A 21,787-nucleotide genomic window follows, 5' to 3' on the forward strand; every position below is an offset into this window, starting at 1 on the left:
ATCGGGAGTGATCACATGTTAAGGGGCAAGAATTCAAGGCGTTTGATTAGTTTGATAATGGCACTTTTGTTGTTGTGCACATTTCATTCAACTAGTTACGCCGCCTCCGGCAGTGGCCACTCCTCTTCTAGTATTCCAACCAGCCAGATTACAGCTGCATCCCTTATGGCATCCATGAACACCGGTTGGAATCTTGGCAATTCCCTCGACGCATACCATAAAGCAGCCAAAGGACAAGCTAATCTTGGGCAGGAAACCATATGGGGCAATCCTGCAGTAACCAAGCAACAGATAGATTATGTCAGATCTTTGGGCTATAACACTATCAGAGTTCCTGTGTCCTGGTATTATCACACCTATACCGACGCAAATGGTCAGCTCCATGTCCATCCAGAGTGGCTTGCAAGGGTAAAAGAAGTTGTGAACTACTGCGTAGCCGATGGCATGTATGTGATCATGGACTCTCACCACGACAATAAGATATTTTATGTAGGTGCTAGTTCAGGCGATTTTGCAACTGTATGTAACAGAGCAACTACCATATGGACAGATATAGCCAACTACTTTAATGATGTGGATGGTCACCTTATCTTTGAAGCCTTTAACGAGCTTGATAATGTCAAAAGAGGTCGTACCTTCACAAAAGAAGCTGCCAATCAGATGAATCAGCTCAATCAGGTATTTGTTAACACAGTTCGCGCAACAGGCGGAAATAATGCTCAGCGCCTATTGATTGTTCCCACTCTTTTCCACAAGTATACTGATGACGTTCTGAATGCATTTGTTCTTCCTAAGGACACTGCTTCAGGCAAGCTCCTTACTGCTGTTCACTTCTATTCACAGGTACTAGATCAGTACATAGACCAGGATTTTGCCAAACTTCAGGGTTTTGCAACCAGAGTTGGGGCTCCGATGGTTATTACAGAGTGGGGAACTACTAACAAATTCCAACCTGCCAGCCTTAGAACAGTTCATGCAGCAAACTATGTAGCACGCGCCAATGCACATGGAATTAAATGCGTATATTGGGATAATGGATCTGAATATGCAATTGTTAATCGCAAGAATCTGACCTGTAATGGTGAAATGGTCAAAGCCATGATAAATCCAGCTCCATATAATACAGCAGCCGGAACTGCGCTAGATAATTGGGCATCCAGCTATCTGTACAAAGGGATGGATGACAGCAATGGTGCATTAAAAGAGTGGGATTCCTGGGGCGGTGTAGTTCTAAATCAGGACGGGAACGGCCTTATTCCTATTCCTCAAGGCTCAACCACCATGTCAATGCAGTTAACAACTTCTGGCAATATGACCAGGCAGTGCTATCACTTAGTATATTTCTATAATAGTAACTACGGACTTGTAGATAAGATCTATACGAACTTTGGCTTCTATGACAAGACATTAGCGATCCCTGCGGGCGCTACTTCAGTCAGAGTCTGCATCTACAATGCCTTTGAAAAGACCTCCAAGGAAAGCTACGATGCAGCGCTTGCCAACGGATCACTTAAGCCTGTTATTAAATTCTACTAGCAGTTTCCTGTATATACATACTTAAGGTTCTGCCTGGCTACATCAGCGAGCTCATAAACAAGCCCAACATCTGTAGCAGCTCTGTCAGTCATATGGAATCTAGGGAAAAATCTGGATATGTGAAGTGGAATATCTTGTCCGATACTGTTTCCATCAATATCTGTAAGTTCAGATATCCACTTAGACAGTTCTTTTATCTCTTCTATAGAATCATTTTCTCCTGGAATAATCAGGGTTGTCAGCTCTACATGGCAGTGTCTGACAGCCTCTGATATAAATTCCATTACCATCTTCCTGTCTCCGCCAAGAATATCTCTGTAATATCGGTCTGTAAAGCCCTTGAGGTCTATGTTCATGGCATCTATATATGGCACAAGCTCCTGTAAAACCTCAAGACTCGCCATTCCATTAGACACCAATACGTTAACCATGCCCTTTTCATGGACAAGTCTCGCTGTATCCCTTACATACTCATAACCAACCAGTGGCTCATTATAGGTAAAAGCAACACCGACATTTCCTTCGCTCTTATATCCGAGCGCAAGATCAGCTAAGTCCTCTGGCATTAGGACTCTGGCCGCTTCTCCGTATTCATAGGCCTCATCAGACCAGGAAATCTCATAATTCTGGCAAAAAGGGCAGCGAAGGTTACAGCCATAGCTACCTACAGACAAAATCCTGCTGCCTGGCATAAACCTTGATAATGGCTTTTTCTCTATAGGATCAAGAGCTATACTGGTGATTCGGCCGTAGTTGAGTGGGACCACCTGAATATCTGAGTCTGTTCCCGCGGAAACATCATAGCTAACAGCAGTTCTCATTTCTCCAGTTTCATAGATACCATGCTTTGTAATTCTGGCCGCTCCCCTGACACCGCAGAAGCCCGTCTCACCCTCTTTTATCTCGCATTTCCTGTAACAAACATTACATTTTGCCATATCATGACCTCGTCAAAGTCACCTTCCATACGCCATCAAATCTTTACCACACTCGTGTCAGCGAATTTTCTTACCATCAAGCGTAGCTTCAATCAGTTTGTCTTCCTTGTCATATACGAGCTTAAGGGAAAAGAACTTCCTACTCTCTGAAAGCTTCCGCAGGAATATCTTGTCCCCTTCCCATAAATTTAAGTCATACACTTTGTCTTTTGCCACCCACTCTAGCTTACCTTCATCACACTCTTTGGGCTCAGAATCAGGAGCCTTGGCTGTAAAAAGACTCATCAGCTCATAGTCACCCTTCTGAGAAACGAAGGTCACAACAGCCCTGAATTCAAGCTCCTCAAGCGGTATGTCGTAGCCTGTCTCCTCCAGGATTTCTCTTTTTATGCACTCTTCAGGGCTCTCATCATCCTCGAGATGCCCGCCTACGCCAATCCACTTATCTTTATTTATGTCATTCTTTTTGCTGATCCTATGAAGCATCAGGTACTCGTCGCCTCGCTCCAGATAGCATAAAGTCGTAAGTCCAAGTCTTCTAGCCATGTCTCTACCTCTTTTTATATTACAGTAATCAATTAGCTCTGGTAATATCGTTATGCCGCATAAATACTGGCTTTCACTTCTTATTAACTACGATAATTCCAAGGGATACAAGTGCAAGGGAAACAACACTAATAATCGAGAATGCCTGATTCTGTTCCCCCAGGAAAAGAGCTGACAGGAGCACTCCCATGATAGGATTTACGAAGCCCAGCACAGATACCTTGCTGACAGGGTTGTACTTAAGCAGAACTCCCCACATGGTGTACGCTCCGGCTGAGATAAAGCCCATATAAATAAGATTCATATAGCATCCAGTGCTGTAAAAGACAAGACTTCCGCCCATCAGCTGACCTATGACAAACAGTACAAGACCTCCTAGTGCGAACTGATAACCACTGAGGACAACCGGGTTCTCATATTTGGAAAAAATCTTGATACAGCAGCCAGAAACTGCAAAGAACATGGCAGCTGCCACCATAGCACCTTCTCCCCGAAGTGTCATGGGGCCACCTGTTGTAAACACGCTTCCACCGCCAAAGAATATAATGATTCCGGTAAAACCTATGATGCAACCTATCATCTTACGGACACTAAATTTCTCAAGCCTGAATATAGCCACCGCAAGAAGTGGGGCCAGGAAATTGCCAGCAGCATTTATGATTGAACCGCGCACTCCTGAGGTGTTAGCAAGAGACATGAAAAAGAAATAGTACTGCCCAATAGTCTGAAAAAGCGCAAGGATCAAGATATACAGTGCACTTTCCTTTTTGGGAATCAGAACCTTTTTGGCTACTATTGAACCAAAGACAATTGTCATAATGCCTGCAATAATAAATCTGGCACCTGCCAGAACCAGTCTGGATGCGGTATCAGAGGCATCTATGTGAAATAATTCGTAAGCTATTTTAATTGCCGGGGATGCGCTTCCCCACAGCACGCAGCAGAATATAGCTGTAGCTACCATTACGGGAGTGTAAGACCAGATGGAACTTCGCTTTATATTATCACCATCTATGTTGTTTTCCTTATTATCAATCATGTTTTCGTCCTTTATGTTTATCCTTTCAAAGTATTCCAGATATTATTATGACATCTATATCTCCATAATCAAAGAGTGACATGTACCTTAAAACTATCTTTTGGGCATAATAAAACCTCACCACATTTTGATGGCGAGGTTTTAAACATATCTTTTTATATATCAAAATAACCAGTTTACTTCCCGCTTCTACTGATCTTGAGAATCTCATCCAAAATCTCCTTGGTTGTCTTCATGTCTTTCTCACAATCCTGGCTAATTTCAATGCTGGACTGTGCAGAAGCTGCAACCTCTTCGGATGTTGCTGACAGATTGCTGATAGCATCCATAACCTTGGCATTTGCATCAACACAGGCATCTACATTATCAGATATAGTACCGGCTCTGGATGTAAGGTCATGAACCTTTTCAAGGATAACCTCGAACTTCTCACCTGTCTGAGTGATGATCTCGCCCTGCTCATTGGCTGATTCTACACTCTTAAGCATATTTTCAGATGCAACATTAACCTTTCCAATAAGATCATCAATTGTAGATGCAATCTGCTCTGCAGACTCCTTAGTATGCTCTGAAAGAGCTCTGATCTCATCTGCAACTACTGCAAAGCCTTTTCCTGCTTCGCCTGCTCTTGCAGCCTCGATTGAAGCATTAAGCGCAAGAAGATTGGTCTGGCCTGAAATACTGAGGATTGTTTCAACTATCTCTTTTACCGAGCTTGCTGACTGCTGAAGGTTTGACGTCATCTCGGCGGTCTCTGAGTTAACCGCTGAAGCTTCCTGAGACTTGGTATTCAGCTCTTTTACCAGATTATTACCATCATTGATGTTCTCCGTAACCTCGTCGGCGTTGGAGCGCATGGCCTTAGCTTCGTCCGCAATACCTTCAAGAGCCGTGGTGATATTAGAGTTCATCTCGGTCTGAGTCTGAATTGCCTCCGCAGTATGGGTTGTAGCTATAGAAATCTGCTCGGAGGATTCAGCACTCTGCGTAACCTTCTCAGCAAGCGCCTGCATCGCATCATTGGCATCCTCGAGCTTCTCACCAATCTTGGTGCCGATTTCCTTGATAACCTTGGCATCTTTTTCCTGCTGAGCTGCTGCTTCCTGAATCTCTCCTATTGTTTCACCATTCTGCTTCTTGTTAAGCCTTGAATAGAAAATAGCCATCAGTGAAAGTAAGAGCGCAAATACCGCATCAGTCAGAACTGCAAATCTTCTATTCATAACTTCAGTAGAATATGCGAAAAACAGTGGTATGTACAGAACGTTGATCGCAATAACCACGATTGATGTGATAATTGTAAGCATCGTATCCGAATATAGCAGAACCAGTATTAAAAGAGCAGGTCCAAATGCCCACATGTACGTAATGTGCACGGATCCCAGCATAACTACAAGGTAGCTGACAGAAAGGCATCCCATCAGCATGTATTTGCCCAGTGCTTTGCGGCTGTACATTATGTAGGAAGCCACGCATGCAATAAGAATCAATACCTGCATAATCACCATGGCTGTGGTGTTCAAAAATCCAACCCTGGCATCCTGATAAAGTATTGTTGCCAGAATCTCAAAGCCTTGTATAATGCACGCAAACTTAAAAGCTAACAGATTACTCTCATAAAAATGCTTTTCATGTAAATCCATATTCTTTCTCCGTTCTTAATATACTTGTGCTTCGCTAAATAGTGCACAAGGCAAAAATACGAATTATCATCCACAATACTATTATTTATCATTTACATCGAGTAGTCTAATTAACACTTTATAAAATCTGTAAATTATTGGAATTTGTCCGTGGTTGGGGGAAGCATTATGTTTGTGGGAGAGGATTCTGTTTTTTTTTGGGGGGATATTTTTGTTTTTTGAGGAAGATTATTGTTTGAGAGATAGGATTTCGGGAATATTTTAGCCGAAAAGGTGAGATATAGCATTATTCGGCTAATGATTTTTCAGGTGTTTTTTGAGGCTGTTAGCCACAAAAGAGAAATAGCCTCTTGTTCGGCTAACAACATTTTCAGATTCATTAGCCGCATATGATATATATTTGCATTTCGGCTAAATCTATTTTCCAGAAAGAAATCTTTCTTTAGCCTAAATCCTCAAAAAAACAAACATGCGGCTAAGCAATCCGCAAAATGCATAGGGAAAGCTTTAGCCGCAATTAAGCATATTCGTATCATTAGTATGAAAACCTTAGTAACTTATTACATCACTAATAAAACATTCAGTACCAATACAAAGATAAATGCAAATCAATTTATCCATAATTGATCTCCAGCTTGGCAATAAAATCCTCCAAAACATATCTGGAATCAACGTCAGTATATATTCGTATTATAGGATTATCCTCTTTTACCTCAGAGGATGTATCCTCCGCTACAAGAGGAGCCTTGGCATAGTGATAATGTCCGCAGCCAGGATTGATTGCAATGGCTATAGCTGGAGAATCGCCTAATGACCAGCTCTCTCCCTGTGTCCAACCAGCAAATGGTGACATATTGTAGTCAACCATGTTACGGAAAAGATGCTCTCCGATCCTTCCACAGGGACGAATCCTTCTCTGGATCTCTGCAAGCCCTATGTTCACTGTGATATACACATGCGAAGGAACAAGCCACAGGTCTATTCCGCTCTGAAGCACTGTATTGGCAGCCGGAATATCGTTAGTTGCGTTAAACTCAGTAAAAGGCGCTTTGCAGGGAGCTTCTCCATGCGTGCCTATCCATATGACAGTTATCTTGTCTTTTATCTTCGGCTCTACTAGAAGCGCTTTCGCAACATTTGTGATTGCACCCTGACAAAGTATGTAAAGAGGCTTCTCGTCCTCTTTGAGTGCTTCGTCAATAATGAAGCGTACTGCCTCGGATATGTTATCGTCTGTTCTGTCAGAACAGCTACAGCCAGCATGCTCATCACCTGACTGGCTCAAACCAACCTCTTCATCCGAGAGAGGGCCCTCCTGGCCCTTGAGCACAGGGACATCCATGCCCATGCAATCTAGGATTGTTTCAATCTCATGGTAGCTTCTCTCCATAGATCCCGCTTCCTTGAAGTGCTCAGCAATTATGCCCTTAACCATAAGCTTTGGGCTCAACAGTGCATGCGCAATGGCAAAGGGATCATCCGCCTCGCAGGCCGCATCAGTATCAACAATTACGCGTATTTTCTTGGATTCTGGAATGTCGAATTCGAATTTCATAGATTTTACCCCCAACACTAGATGATAGACGACTGCTCCATGGCCATCGTCATTCTCGCAGTTCTACATCATACTAATATAATAAGGCTGCACTGAATGTTTGTCATCCAGATGCAGCCCATAATAATCATATTTCGTTGTCTTGAGACTATTCACCTAAACCTGATCATCAAAATCCCGTACAAGTTCCCTTGAGTGTAGCACCCTTTATGTTGTTCTTACCATTCTTGGAAATGCAGTCCTGAATGATAGCAGTTCCAAAGGTAACTTTCTTACCAAGAGCAGAAGGTGTGCCTTCCTTAGGCCAGTTGTAGTTGTACTTCTTGTTGCCGTCAGCTGTGCACTTCTTCATTGTAACAACACCGCTCTGGTTGTTGCGGTCAAAGCCACTTGCATAGTTACCAACAGCTGTGCAGCCCTCAAGTACGTGATTAAGAGGATCTATGTGTGCTGCAACACCTGGAGTTTTGTTGTCTACACCGCCAAGCTTAAAGCCATTACCGTCACCGTAGATTCCATCGCAGTATCCATTGTAATTAGCCTTACAGTTCTTGAAGGTTACTACGCCATGCGCTGCATAGAGATCCCATCCATCATCACTGTTGTACTCTGCTATACATCCCTCAAAATAGTTGCCCTCACCTGAGTGAAGCTTGCAGGCAAACCCATCAGCATTCTCACCCTTAGGGTCTGCGTTGTGATGTGAATAGCAATTATAGAACTTATTGTTGGAGCCACCATTACTGATTTGGAATCCTGCATCCTTATTGTAGCAGCAGGTTACGTTTCTAAAGGTATTGTTGCTGCCATCGATGAAAATACCGTTGTCAGCAGCATTTTTAACTGTAAAGTCGGATAATGTACTGCCGCTTCCTGAAATAGTGATTCCACGTCCTGAGCTGCCACTTGTTGATGAGAAATCGATAGTTGCATTGTTCTTACCGGAAATGTTAACACCGCTTGGAAGCTTAACTGCGCCGCTCTTAACTGTTCCGTCGATTACGATAGTTGTGCCCTTTGAAGCCTTGCTGATAGCAGTTGAAAGAGATGTGCCACCATTCTTGACTGTGATCGTGTTACCACTTGTGCTTCCGCCATTTCCTGAGCCACTACCACTTCCCGAACCAGAGCCGCTTCCGCTACCAGAACCGCCGTTTCCGCTTCCAGAGCCACCTGAACATGCTTCAAACTTAAACTGCTGGCATGTTGCTCCACTGTATGCCCAAGTATTAATGTTGCCACCTGCGGCCTTAGAAAAATCATATACATATACAGCCTGCTTGTATGAGCTGCACTTTGTCTGAAGAGCTACAACTCCGTCAGAAATCTTAACCACTTTAAACACCTGAGATTTCTTGCCATTTGAAGGCCAGAGCTGAATGTTGGTGCCGTTATCTTTTTTGCCACCATCTACATCCATCATGAGACCACTATTCATGCCGTTTTGAATAGTTATGTAATTCTTGCTGGTATTCTTGACATACCACTTCTGGCTTGCCGCGCCTGTGCCAACAGCCTGCTGAACATTAGCCCCCTTAACGTCTGAGCCGTCCTTGACATCAATGTACATCTGACTGTTGATATTCTTGATGTAGTACCATCCATCAGCAATTATAGCCGATGAAGATGCTGCCTCTGCAGTTTGTGCAACACTCACTGCATTAGAAGCAGATGCTATCATTGTTACTGTGGCGATAGCAACCACAAACTTTTTGAACAACTTTTTTACCATACCTTCTTCTCCTTTTTTGCCTTACTATGTTTGTCTTGATAATCTTAGCGTTCCAGTTACCCCCATAGCTGAAGCGCAACATACATCTAGCTTAGCACGGAAAGGTTAAGAATGTAACCGCTTACATGTCAGAATATTTCACGAATTTTGCGACATGAATTTATGCATAATAACTGTTAATCGATAAACATTTACATCAAGAAGAAGATTGTTAGGATTAATTCAAAAAGCAGTTGACATTAAATTGCGTGACAACTATACTATCACATAACAATTTTCAGAAAGCGGTGCAAATATGAAATACACTTACCTCGTCAATTTCACATCATCTAATGTAGCCCCCATTAATAATCAGGGGCCTATTAGTGATAGAATTGATGAGGATAACGATATCATATAGAACAGAAGACGCAAGTTTATTACTAATTGATCAAAAGCCTCATCCGACTTTATTAGTTTGATGGGGCTTTTTTTTATTCAAAACCGCTCTCGCATAGAAGTCACATACGACTCAATCTTATACATTAACATCAGGAGGAGAAATTATGGACCAAGCAGCATTACAAAATTCAGATATCGCAAGAGAAAAAATAGTCGCTGGCTTCTACGACCAGTATTCTGAAGACGACAGATTGACACGTTCCGTCCATGGAAGGCTTGAATATGCAACCACCATGCATTACATCCACCGCTTCGCGGATAGCAGTTCAAAAATCCTCGAGGTTGGAGCCGCCACCGGAAGATACTCCGTAGCTCTTGCAAAAGAAGGCATGGAAGTATCCGCAGTTGAACTTGTTCAGAGCAATTTTGAAAAGCTTCAGAAGAAATGTAAAGGCCTCCCTAATATAGCTGCTTACCAGGGCGATGCCACAGATCTTAGCCGTTTTGCCGATAGTTCTTTTGACCTGACACTTGTGCTCGGCCCGATGTATCATCTCTATGATAAAGAGGATGTTAACAAGGCCATTGATGAGGCTATCCGAGTGACCCATAGGGGCGGAACCATAATTTTTGCCTTTATCTCAGTATTTGCTATCATGTACGCAAACTATTTCTATGGCAACTGGCAGGATGGCCAGATCGAGAACTTTACTGACGATTACAAGGTAAGGCACTTCAAGGAGCAGCTCTTTACCGGCTATGACGTAACTGAGTTTGAAGCTCTTTTTGCGGGAAAAGATATAGAGTGGATCACCACAGCAGGCGTCGACGGTCTGATTCAGCCAATTGAGGAAAGATCTGATTTTCAGATGTCTGATGCAGATTTTGAGGCACTTTCCAAATGGTACCTCGCATTTGCAGAAAAGAGAGAGCTTCTGGGACACACGAATCATCTTTTGTATATTTGTAAGAAAATTTAACAGCTATCTGCATTTACTACATTTTCGCAAAAACAATTCATGATGTCATAGAAGGAGGAAACCCATGTTAATTAAAGACTTCGAATTCACATTAAAAGACGGAAGGACTGCAATAATACGTAGTCCAAGAGATGAGGACATTCAGGGCACCCTTGATTATCTCTACAAATCTGCCGGAGAGACAGAGTTCATCCTAAGATACCCTGAGGAGTGCGTAAAATATACTGCTGAGGCAGAGAAAGCTCTTTTCGAAAGGATGAATGAATCTGATAACGAGACCATGCTTGTTTGCATAGTAGATGGAATAATAGCGGGAAACTGCCAGGTAACCTGGAGCAAGAATATCAAGACCAGGCACCGTGCCATAGTTGCGATTGCCCTTTGCAAGGACTACTGGAATCTCGGAATCGGAACCAGATTTTTCCAGGAATTGATTCGCATCGCTGAGAGTAACCCTGAAATAACCCAGATGGAGCTTGATTTCATTGAAGGAAACACCCGTGCCAGAGCCCTTTACGAAAAGATGGGCTTTAGAATCACAGGCATGAAGCCAAACGCCATAAGGCTCAAGGACGGAACAATGCTAAATGAGTATTCTATGGTTAGGGAAGTGAAAAAATTATTCGGCTAATGATTTTTCAGGTGTTTTATGAGGCTGTTAGCCGCAAAAGAGAAATAGCCTCTTGTTCGGCTAACAACATTTTCAGATTCATTAGCCGCATATGATATATATTTGCATTTCGGCTAAATCTATTTTCCAGAAAGAAATTTTTCTTTAGCCTAAATCCCCCCAAAAATCAAACATGCGGCTAAGCAATCCGCAGAATGCATAGGGAAAGCTTTAGCCGCAAATAAGCATATTCGTTTCATTAGTATAAAAATCTTAGTAACTTATTACATCACTAATAAAACATTCAGTACCAATACAAAGATAAATGCAAATCCATTTATCCATAATTGATCTCCAGCTTGGCAATAAAGTCCTCCAAAACATATCTGGAATCAACGTCTGTATAAATGCGGATAGTAGGATTATCCTCTTTTACCTCAGGGGATGTATCCTCTGCTACAAAAGGAGCCTTGACCTAGTGTTAATGTCCGCAGCCAGGATTGATTGCAATGGATATAGCCGGAGAATCACCAAGAGACCAGCTCTCGCCTTGCGTCCAGCCGGCAAATGGTGACATGTTGTAGTCAACCATGTTACGGAAAAGATGCTCTCCAATCCTACCACAGGGGCGAATCCTTCTCTGAATCTCTGCAAGACCGATGTTCACTGTGATATACACATGTGATGGAACAAGCCACAGATCTATTCCGCTCTGGAGCACCGTGTTGGCAGCTGGAATATCGTTAGTTGCGTTAAACTCAGTAAAAGGCGCTTTACATGGAGCTTCTCCATGTGTGCCAATCCATATGACGGTAATCTTATCCTTGATCTTCGACTCTACAAGAAGCGCCTTCGCAACATTTGTGATTGCACCCTGACAAAGTATGAAAAGGGGCTTCTCATCCTCTTTGAGTGCTTCGTCAATAATGAAGCGAACCGCTTCAGATATATTCTCGTCTGCTTGAGAGACTTGATCACCTCTAAGGTCTTCGGCAGACAGTGGTCCGTCCTGGCCCTTCAGCACAGGAACTTCAATATCCATGCAATCAAGAATAGTCTCTATCTCGCGAAAGCTTTTCTCCATAGAGCCCGCTTCCTTGAAGTGCTCAGCAATTATGCCCTCTACGATGAGCTTAGGACTCATGAGCGCATGCGCTATGGCAAAGGGATCATCCGCCTCGCAGGCTGCATCAGTGTCTACAATTACACGTATTTTCTTAGATTCTGGAATGTCGAATTCGAATTTCATAGATTTTACCCCCAAAAAAGACTTTTCTGGCCCTTGCATCTATTTTGCTGTTATGTCCATAATCGATGCCTATTTCAAAGCTTTCTTTAGATCAAATACATCGATAAATAGACTTTATGCATTTATAGATGCACTCACTCCCTGTATCGTCTGGAAATATGCATCTATTATGGCTATAGCACCTATCTTTGTGGCTATTCACACTTTCTTACATATATCTTATTTAGCACTTATTATTTCAGAACGATAATACTTACACATATTATTCAGCAATTTAACACAATACCAATCGTTTTTAGTTTTGATAAATTCACTCAGTTCTATATTTGATTTGCATAGATCCTCAAAATAACTAAAATATGCCAAATATGTCGCCGAATCAGCTAATTCTCTATCTATTGGTTTTGCTCTTTCAAATATATGTAAATGGAGTCCGTGATGAGGTCTGTAATAACTTGATTCCGGGTTGGTATTTTCCATCAGCTTTACACCTCCTCGTTTCGTAGGATCTATATAGTCTAATCCTATCCCTGCATTGTCTATAAACTCATACAAAATACTCTCATCATTGATTATACAAGGATTCCAAATATCTGATTTCCATTCAAATGCTTTATTAATTTCGTCTATAATATACTTCTTGCTGTTCAACACTATAGGGATATATTCTTTTGGTATAAAACAATGTAACCCGCTTAATGCCTTCCAATTCTTTTTAGGAAATATATAATTTTTTAAAGCATTCCTTGCCCCAAAACGAATAGCATTTCCACAAAAATGCTTTACTCCTTTTCTTTCGGTAATCACCCTGACAATATTTGAATAGGAACGGCCAATAAAATCACAATGTCGTAAATGTTCATAAAACATATCTGCAGTTTCTTTGCATACAAATATGTCAATATCCCCAACATAAACAACATCATATTCCAGCAAAGAATCATCAAGAATAAGCCATCTCAAAGCCCTTTTAACAAGATTATTCTTCAAAGCTTTTCTACTCAGTTCTGTTTTATCAAAATCTATCTTCCTAAATTCTACGCCACCTTTATAATTTGAAATTTCATCAATTGTTTTTAAATACTTATTGGTAACATCGCAATCGTGGTATATGATAAAATGCGTGTTTGGATAGGCTTTATTTATTGAATATAAATAAAGTGGCACAAAAGATTTGTATTTATCTTTCCCAAAAACTACGCCTATCACACAATTGTTCATAGCTGGTCTCCTACTATTTGTGGGATTTCCTCACTTGTTCTACCATAGCAACAACTACTTTCAAATCCGATATTGAATACACTACCATGCTTATCATCAAAAATATAAATGTAGCTAAAACCGCATACCCTGACCAAGCCAAATACGAATCAGCCTTAACAATCATCCTATGGCTGATCATCCCATATATTACTATAATCACCAAATCTTCAAATACTCTCTTTATAAAATACTTTATCTTTCTAGTTAAAATATTCCTGCGCAAATATATAACACTAGCAATAAGTCTATATCCAATTGCCAATAATGTACCAATTGTCACACCAACAAGCCCATATTGCGTTGTCAGCGCAAATGATACCAATATATTTACAATCATTTCAACCACACAATATAGCTGAGTTTCCTTGAAGTGCCCTGCTGAATTAATAACGGTTGTATATGGGATTCTCAAAATTAACAATGCATAAGATGCAACAATAAGATATGAAAACGGATAATTTATATACTCCGCATCATCAACACCGGTAGTGTAAATTTTAACAAAAGGAACTATCATCGTTACGGAAACGCAAAATACCAAATTGGCAAAAAAATGAAAAAGCATTTCAAATTTGGCGAACTCTTTAGACAGTGTTTCTTCACTCTCAGACACTAAGGCTTGACCTAAAAAACTCTTATATCCGCCCCCAACAGAGGTTACCAATCCTCTTAGTCCATTTAGAGGAAAAGTATATACATTATACACTGATATGTTATGGAACGAAGAACATATGGTTAATACAATGGTATCTAAACTTATAATAAGCATTGAAGCTATATGTTGTACTAATCCGCTCCATTGTTGTGGTATATCGTACCTATCATTGGAAACACAATTAAGAAGTTGATATCGTTTTAAAACATACCAATGTAACAATAATGGCTTTATAAGGAAGATCACTGATGTAACTAACTTGACCACCTGAATAGAGAATCCCTGCTTTATACCAAAATATGTTGCTAAGCCGTTAACTGAAATTGCAACAATATCGACCATAGTACAAATGTACATCTTCTGGTCTGCTGATAACAAAACTTGATCTGTCAAGCCAAATAAATACTGCCCTATCATACTAACAGCTAGACACAGCACAAGTGAAACCGAAAAAAATACAGAATAATCTGTTCTAGAAAAACTATAATATCCACATAAAAATATCACATAAAAAAACAAACCTATTCCCAAAACACGGAAGTATTTCTTCACCGCCTGATATATCACCGATATTAACGACCAATTTTTTTCCACTAAAGGCCTAGATAACGCAGCTTGAGCTACAGACGATACCCCAAAATCAAAATAGGTTATTACAGAAAGCAGTTGCGTAATTGAATAAGTATATCCATTTATTCCAGATCCATATTGTTTCAAAATAAGTCTGGGAACAATCAAGCCAACCGTCACCGCTACTAAATGATGTATTATAGAGAAAAATACATTATTCCTTAAGTTTCGTTTCTCCATATTTACCCTTTTTATGTCTATTACTTTCACAATACATTATACTAAAACTCACTCTATCCCATTTCTTAATCATGTTTTTCGTTAAAAATAATTTTTACCTTCCCTCTTTGATTAAAAAATTCCAACCATAGAATATGTTTAAAGGGGCAATAAACCATATCATATAGTGTTCTGTTCTTATAAAGTCTTACTTTCTTCGACACAACGCCAAATACAACCGGAAGTAATATCCCTAATAACGTTGCAACAAGGGCTCCTCCAAAATATGTTTTAATATGTAATAATTTCAATACAGATCCTATGGGGCGAGTTATGAACATGTGAATTGTGAAAATTTCCAATGAATGCTTGCCAAAAACACCGAAACCACAGGATTTATCAAAGAAAGCGCGAAACACATTGACAATATAGTCTGAACAAACAATTGCACACACTATTTTTGCAATCTTACTTAATATACTGGGAAGGAAAATATATCGAGAAAACGCGCATCCCGCACATAAAACAAATATCACACTCTCAAGAAGAAATCTATAAATATTAAGGTGTTCTGTTCGTTTTTTTAGGATACCCATAGCAAAAAAGAAACCATACATTGCAGCATATGCAAAACCATACTCAGATATGGCTTTAGGCAAAAGCAAATAGCAAAGCAAAGATATAACAAATAAAAATGTAGCCAAGTACACCATTTTAATTTTTGCAATGCAAAATGGTATAAATAAATACAAACAAATAATAACCCACAAATACCAATACGGCACTATCGGCTTTATCAATATTAGGATTAAATCTTTTCCTGTAATTGTTTTTATAAAATCATATGGCCAAAATATCTTTAATAATACTTTTATTATGCTAAACAGTAAGTAGATATATACTAAATTTATAACATGCAACTTATACTTGTTTGTATCTTTTATTTGGTATTCATCGCTTAAATATACTTTTCTATATAAATACCCACTAATCATAAAGAATAAAGGCATATGGAATGAATATATCAAATCAATAGTATTCCAGGCATATTTTGCACTTCCATAGATACCATTCAATTCAAAGCCATCAATAACATGCCCAATAACAACAAGCAAAATGGCCATTCCTTTAATGTTGTCTACCCATTCCTCTCTCATCTGAATCACCCTCTATATATATCAAATGGTATCAAGACAAGTAATGTCACCAAGTAAATTTTATTTTTTTCCTTGAACGCAATGCTAGTCCCACATTACTTCTATAAATAGAATATGATAATAAAATCAAAAAGAAGTTTTGTGACATAGAAAAAAAATTATTCTCCATTATTCCATAGATTGAGTATAATGCAGGTATCATTAGTAGCTTGCACTCTCCTGTCTCTCTCAGATAAATCATTGTACTTAAATACAAGCCCATAAAAATAAAAAAAACTACTATTCCATATCGTAATAGAATAGCCATATATGCATTATCTAACCAGAAATGATATATTGGAGAAACGATATTGCGCTTAACCAACAACTGAATGTCTTTCCCAAATATACTTAGTCCATAATATTGGTATGTTCTGTGACATTGTGAAAACCGTCTAGACATATATATATCTATTTTTTTGAGTAAATCATTGCTCATTATATTGAAAACAGACAAAGAAATGCTAATAATATTTGCAGCGAAAAAAATCATTATCATAGAATTTGAAAAGATTTCTTTACCATTGTCAAATCTTTTTGCGATCCCATAAACTAATAACAATACTAATAAAATCACCAAAGCATAGAACGCTGTTTTTGAGTCTGCTACACGCTTTACAACCCATGCGCCTAAAGACACAATAATATATTCCAATATTCCTATTCTATTTCTCCTTAAATAGCAATGACATATTATCAATAAAAAAACTCTTACTCCCAACTGATTAGGATGAATAAAGCCAAGTGAATGCCTTAATAGACTCCCTCTATAAGTTACCGTTTCCTCTATAATTACAGCATAATACATATATATAACCAATAAAGTCATCAGTCCTTGCACAATATAAGATATCTTTATTGTCTTATCTAAATCAATATACTTAACTGCAATAATGAATATCCACGTAGACATCATTGTTTTGCTGTTCGAATTCAATGTAGCCAGAATAATTGGCAATGATATCGCGAAAATAAGTACCATTTCTTTGAATGTATATTTTTGAAAAACGACAACTTGAAGGATTAGCAAAACTAAGACTAAGATATTCATGAAATCATTAGCCACACTCTTTTCCCAAATAAAAAAGTGTTGAATATTCGAATTAAACAATACTTCTGTGCTGAGCCAAATTGCTAATATGATATAGATAAACTTCTGCCCAAATTGCTCAAGTTTTGTTTTCATATTACTTCCTTACAAACGTTTAATAATTTACTAACCGGTAGCTATCATCTCTAGTCTGAATCAAATAACTGTCAGTTTGAGCTGAACTATCATCACTACTGCTTTAACCATTAATCACTTTGCCATATAACGAATATACGCACTTGGCTGTACTTGACAATGAAAACCGGGATTTCGCGTCTTCACATGCCCTATTCCCAATCTCGCTAATTATCTTTCTATTATTCACAACATACTCAATGCACTTAGATAAAGCCTCAACACTTGGATATTCAAAAATGAGTCCTGTTTCACCATTCCGAATTATTTCCATACTAGCTCCAGTATTTGATGCAATTACCAGTAAGCCAGACATCATATATTCAACCGTCACTCTTCCAAAAGCTTCTGCTTTAGATGCCATAACTCCAACATCATAGTCCTTTATAATATCGCAGATATTATCTCTATAGCCTTTAAATGTTACTATATTACTTAGCTCTTTTTTCTTAACTAAACTAAATAGTCTTATTTTATAATCCCATTTCCCATCCCCATATATGTCTACTCTCAGACGATTTTTCACTTCTATTGGAAGATTTGATATAGCCTTTAGTAATAATATTTGTCCTTTGGTAGGATGAAGTGCACCAATCATTACAATCCTAACAAGTTGTTTATCCTGCCTTTGTATAGGAAAAAACTTACTTTCGTCTACACCATTATATATTCTTACAATTCTCTCTTTATTAATCCCCTGTAAAATCCATTTGTTCATAACAGCATCGGAAATAGCAATCAACGTATTGTTTTCTCTATTCATAAAATCAATATAATTATTCCTTAGAGAAACACATTCATAATCTGCATCTCCAAATTCTCTAATATGCCAAATGTGTCTGATTCCATGTTTTTGAGCTAATATAGCGCCAATGTCATTTCTATTTAAATTTGTATGAATAATATCAACAGATGAAAAATCAACATATTTCTCAGCGCGCATAATTGCTGTAACATTAGAAATCCTATACTGCCCCCAATAGAATGGTCTCAAAAAAAATTTTATTATTTTTCTTACTTTGCTTCTTCCTTTGGAAAGTAAAAAGGCCTTATGCCCAATAACATAATTTTCAAAATTATTCACTTTCGCAAATTCATTATATCTCCCATACTTACTAGTTAGAATCACAGGTTCAACATTATAGTTATCCGCAAGCGTTTTTATTAAATCCAAAAAAGACTCTGACGCTCCATAATACTCGTAACTATATGGAATAAATACTATTTTCACTTGTTAATCCTCCAAGCATATGAAATCCATATATGTCGTGCAAATTCTTTTCATAAACGTCTTGTAACTATCATTAAATCACTCATTAAGCGCCACTTAAGTGGTACTCCATCGTTATACTTCCTCGAAAATAAGAGTTGAAACATACATAATAAATCATCTTTATAATGGCAAGTAGCAAATTTACAATGAGGCAAAAGCTTTTCTAGTTCTTCAGCATAACTATATTTTAGCCCTGACCAGTTTGCCCAAACATATTTCATAACTTTAATTTTATGAAAAAACGAAAAGCCTTGATTGATGCTTGCTCCTGGTGAAACGCTACTATCAATCTGCCGATAATCCATATGTGATTCATTATCAAATACTACTTTTCCGACACATAATGCCAACCAAGAGACCCATATATCATGTTCTCTAATTCGGTTAATTTCTGGTCTATTTTTCAATAACTCAGCTTGCATTTTCCTGTTCCAAACCATAGTACAACCGCGAATAAGGTTAGATTTTGAAGCTGTATATCCTGTACACCTCGTAATTCTCTCTAAAGAAGAATCTTCTCTAATAAATTTCCCATTTTCATCGATAATCCTTTGGCTACAATAGTAAAGAGTTGGATCCTCTAGCTCTTTTATTGTTCTCCACCCTACTATCATCTTATCATCATCCCAAATATCATCTTGATCAGAAAACGCGTAGCAATCATAACTATCATCCGCTGAATACAATAATCTTAAAAAGGATTGACCGTACCCTATATTTTCTCCCCTAAAAAACTTAACCCTGTAATCCTCACAGAAAGTTTCAAGTATATTTACTGTATTATCAGTTGAACCATCATCCCTAATCATCAAATAAATGTCTATATCTTTTTGGTCAAGTATTGATTCTATTTGTTGTGCCAAGTATCTTTCACCATTATATGTAGACAAAAAAACTGCACATTTAGGTTTCATTCAGTTTTCCTCATTATCATCACCAAATTTAAGCACTATCTTATCTAAACCCTCTTTATTTCTGGGTTATAGGTTATTCCTTCCATAACCCCATTCCACAATACTTTTATTTTTTTCATTTTGTTACTTTGGGAATTTAAAAGAATATTTAATATGGTATATCCATCTTTTAAGACGATATATCCTACCCCCATTAATCCATATTGCTTATAACAATGTACATCATTTCTATATATATACTGGTATCTCTCAATTCTGTCAGAGTCATCTGTTGCAAAGTTAACTCTAGTATGTCTATTCATCGCATGAATGACGTGACTACTAGGAACCATATAACATGAGTACTTTTGGGAAATTCTTCCAGTAAATTCATAATCATCTGTCCAAATAAAATAATCCCCAATAGGCAGTCCAACATCTTTAACCACGTCGCTTTTAACTAGAAGTGAAACAAAAGAACACATCTTTATGGGAGCGTACTCCATCGAATACTCCCTTTTCCCTATATGCCTAAAAATATTACTTTTTTGTATATTCATTCTACATATTGAACCATCTGTCCAATAAGCAACACTTGATAAAAAGCCCCAGTTTTCTTTTAACGCTTTTCCAGTTTTCAGCAATTCAAACAGAGCTGTATCACTGGGCCATGTATCATCATCCATTAACCATATATATTTATAATCTTTTAATACTGCTTCTTTTACTCCACGTTCAAAGCCTCCTGCTCCGCCCAGATTTGCTCCCGTATTAATGTAATAAAATCCTTCTGATACGTACTCTGACAATACCATCTCTTCTGTACCATCAGTACTAGCATTATTAATTATTATTATGTCAGTACTAACAAACTTTTGTGCCAATAGACCATCAATACATTTTTTGAGTTTATCTTTACGATTGTATGTTACTACTACCGCGCATGTCTCCGGCCTATTAGTAACCTTATCCTCACTACACAATATACTTTCTCCCTCGCTGTAAAACATTTCAATTATGCTCCAATAAGCATCTACCACCACAAAGAATTTCCAAGCATTCTCCTTAGTTGCAATTCACCATTATATAGATTAATTATAGTCTATATATTGTTCTTTTCATAGAAAAAAGCGTAGATTTTGTATCAAATCTGCGCTTTCAACATCTTTTATAATTCAATATTTCTCTTCGCTAATAGTCAATATGCACCATCTTTTCCAAATACTGCTGGGAATGTCCTAAAAATCAACTCAATATCCTTTGAAATACTCATATCTTCGATGTACTGTAAATCAAGCTGAACCCATCTGTCCCACTTAATCTTGGCCCTTCCACATACCTGCCAATAGCAGGTGAGTCCTGGCTTTGCGATAAGACGCTGCTTTTCATAAGCATTGCATTCTTCCATCTGGTTATAGAGAATAGGTCTTGGACCTACTATGCTCATATCACCCTTAATAACATTGATAAGTTGAGGGAGTTCGTCGATAGAATATCTTCTTATGAACTTACCAACATGGGTTATTCTCGGATCATTTTTTATCTTGAAAGCATGACCCGTCTGTTCATTCTGTGCCTGCATGCGCTCAAACTGAGCTTCTGCATTTCTGTACATACTACGGAATTTGTAGATTTTGAAGGGTTTCATGTTTTGTCCGGCGCGTAGCTGGGTAAAGAACACAGGACCTCCGTCTTCAAGCTCTATTGCTAAAGCTGTCAAAAGAAAGACTGGTGAAAGAAGTACCAGCGCGATACTAGCTGCCACGATATCAAACGCTCTTTTGGTCCACTTATAGATGTTGGGCTTGTGATCGTAGATTTCCTGATAATTGAGCTCAATAATCTTCTTACCAGTAAATACGCCGCTTAAAGATTCTGCCCTAAGTGTTGCTGTTTTTGCCATATCATAACCCCCTCATAGGCTGTGACTGCATTTCTACAAACTATATCGGCATTTCTTAATCAGATATTTATAGTTATTATCTATTTATCGTTAACTATTGAAATCTGTATTTTCGCATTTTTTTCGACTTTTCTGCGCAGTGCTCCATTTATATTTTATCAATAATACGATAGTTTCACCAATTAAAAAACTATAAACCATTGAAGAATTAGGCATAAAAAAGGCTCTATGCCTATCAGCCAATGTCATTAAGTTAGCATTGTAACATGAGGGAAAAGTTTTAAAGAGGATGTTGGAATTGTTCCAGCATCCTCTTTTTCCATGGTTATTTACACAACAAATAGACGGATGGAAATCCGCCTGCTGAGCACGTGTAAAATC

At 38.5% G+C, this 21,787-nt stretch carries 18 protein-coding genes; 3 read left to right on the forward strand and 15 right to left on the reverse strand.

Annotation, left to right across the window (positions count from 1 at the left end; all coding sequences use genetic code 11):
* Window positions 1–15 precede the first annotated feature (15 nt).
* A complete protein-coding gene (locus tag IJI01_RS02055) occupies window positions 16–1,536 on the forward strand; it encodes a glycoside hydrolase family 5 protein (protein WP_292185121.1) in 1,521 nt (506 codons plus the stop codon).
* Here the strand turns inward: IJI01_RS02055 and IJI01_RS02060 are convergent.
* The 6 genes from IJI01_RS02060 to IJI01_RS02085 all read right to left on the reverse strand — a co-directional run bounded on the left by IJI01_RS02060 (window position 1,533) and on the right by IJI01_RS02085 (window position 8,989).
* Window positions 1,533–2,474 (reverse strand): radical SAM protein, encoded by a 942-nt coding sequence (locus tag IJI01_RS02060; protein ID WP_330623005.1) that lies wholly within the window; start codon window positions 2,472–2,474, stop codon window positions 1,533–1,535. The genes IJI01_RS02055 and IJI01_RS02060 overlap by 4 nt on opposite strands.
* 57 nt (window positions 2,475–2,531) lie before the next feature.
* Entirely contained in the window at window positions 2,532–3,020 is a 489-nt protein-coding gene (locus IJI01_RS02065) for an NUDIX hydrolase (protein WP_292185126.1), read from the reverse strand.
* A gap of 73 nt (window positions 3,021–3,093) precedes the next feature.
* Window positions 3,094–4,059, reverse strand: a complete 966-nt coding sequence (locus tag IJI01_RS02070; RefSeq protein ID WP_292185128.1) for a DMT family transporter — start codon at window positions 4,057–4,059, stop codon at window positions 3,094–3,096.
* Between the two features lie 176 nt (window positions 4,060–4,235).
* Window positions 4,236–5,702, reverse strand: a complete 1,467-nt coding sequence (locus IJI01_RS02075; protein ID WP_292185130.1) for a methyl-accepting chemotaxis protein — start codon at window positions 5,700–5,702, stop codon at window positions 4,236–4,238.
* A gap of 613 nt (window positions 5,703–6,315) precedes the next feature.
* Window positions 6,316–7,257: a nucleoside hydrolase gene (locus IJI01_RS02080; protein WP_292185133.1), complete on the reverse strand. Its 942-nt coding sequence runs from the start codon at window positions 7,255–7,257 to the stop codon at window positions 6,316–6,318.
* A 169-nt stretch (window positions 7,258–7,426) separates the two neighbouring features.
* Complete coding sequence (locus IJI01_RS02085; RefSeq protein WP_292185136.1) at window positions 7,427–8,989, reverse strand: RICIN domain-containing protein; 1,563 nt, start codon at window positions 8,987–8,989, stop codon at window positions 7,427–7,429.
* 545 nt (window positions 8,990–9,534) lie between these two features.
* On the opposite strand from IJI01_RS02085, the gene IJI01_RS02090 reads away from it, so the two are divergent.
* Together IJI01_RS02090 and IJI01_RS02095 are read left to right on the forward strand one after the other, a co-directional pair.
* The gene (locus IJI01_RS02090) at window positions 9,535–10,350 is read left to right on the forward strand and encodes a class I SAM-dependent methyltransferase (protein ID WP_292185139.1); all 816 of its coding nucleotides are present in this window, start codon (window positions 9,535–9,537) and stop codon (window positions 10,348–10,350) included.
* Between the two features lie 64 nt (window positions 10,351–10,414).
* The gene (locus IJI01_RS02095; protein ID WP_292185141.1) at window positions 10,415–10,981 is read left to right on the forward strand and encodes a GNAT family N-acetyltransferase; all 567 of its coding nucleotides are present in this window, start codon (window positions 10,415–10,417) and stop codon (window positions 10,979–10,981) included.
* A 460-nt stretch (window positions 10,982–11,441) separates the two neighbouring features.
* Here IJI01_RS02095 and IJI01_RS02100 read toward each other — a convergent pair whose 3' ends face one another.
* The 9 genes from IJI01_RS02100 to IJI01_RS02140 form a co-directional block, all read right to left on the reverse strand.
* A complete protein-coding gene (locus IJI01_RS02100) occupies window positions 11,442–12,209 on the reverse strand; it encodes a nucleoside hydrolase (RefSeq protein WP_292185145.1) in 768 nt (255 codons plus the stop codon).
* A gap of 219 nt (window positions 12,210–12,428) precedes the next feature.
* Entirely contained in the window at window positions 12,429–13,430 is a 1,002-nt protein-coding gene (locus tag IJI01_RS02105; RefSeq protein ID WP_292185148.1) for a hypothetical protein, read from the reverse strand.
* A 13-nt stretch (window positions 13,431–13,443) separates the two neighbouring features.
* Complete coding sequence (locus IJI01_RS02110; protein ID WP_292185150.1) at window positions 13,444–14,937, reverse strand: lipopolysaccharide biosynthesis protein; 1,494 nt, start codon at window positions 14,935–14,937, stop codon at window positions 13,444–13,446.
* A 65-nt stretch (window positions 14,938–15,002) separates the two neighbouring features.
* Window positions 15,003–16,073, reverse strand: coding sequence for an acyltransferase family protein (locus tag IJI01_RS02115; protein ID WP_292185154.1), 1,071 nt, complete (start codon window positions 16,071–16,073; stop codon window positions 15,003–15,005).
* A gap of 46 nt (window positions 16,074–16,119) precedes the next feature.
* A complete protein-coding gene (locus IJI01_RS02120; protein ID WP_292185157.1) occupies window positions 16,120–17,298 on the reverse strand; it encodes a hypothetical protein in 1,179 nt (392 codons plus the stop codon).
* 103 nt (window positions 17,299–17,401) lie between these two features.
* Window positions 17,402–18,568, reverse strand: coding sequence for a glycosyltransferase family 4 protein (locus IJI01_RS02125; protein WP_292185161.1), 1,167 nt, complete (start codon window positions 18,566–18,568; stop codon window positions 17,402–17,404).
* Between the two features lie 50 nt (window positions 18,569–18,618).
* Complete coding sequence (locus IJI01_RS02130) at window positions 18,619–19,524, reverse strand: glycosyltransferase (RefSeq protein ID WP_292185165.1); 906 nt, start codon at window positions 19,522–19,524, stop codon at window positions 18,619–18,621.
* 44 nt (window positions 19,525–19,568) lie between these two features.
* Entirely contained in the window at window positions 19,569–20,513 is a 945-nt protein-coding gene (locus IJI01_RS02135; protein WP_292185168.1) for a glycosyltransferase family 2 protein, read from the reverse strand.
* Window positions 20,514–20,701: 188 nt separating this feature from the next.
* Entirely contained in the window at window positions 20,702–21,406 is a 705-nt protein-coding gene (locus IJI01_RS02140; protein WP_292185171.1) for a sugar transferase, read from the reverse strand.
* Between the last annotated feature and the right edge of the window lie 381 nt (window positions 21,407–21,787).

The organism is Butyrivibrio sp. (genome assembly GCF_017433805.1).
In the GTDB taxonomy this organism is placed as follows: Bacteria; Bacillota; Clostridia; order Lachnospirales; family Lachnospiraceae; genus Butyrivibrio.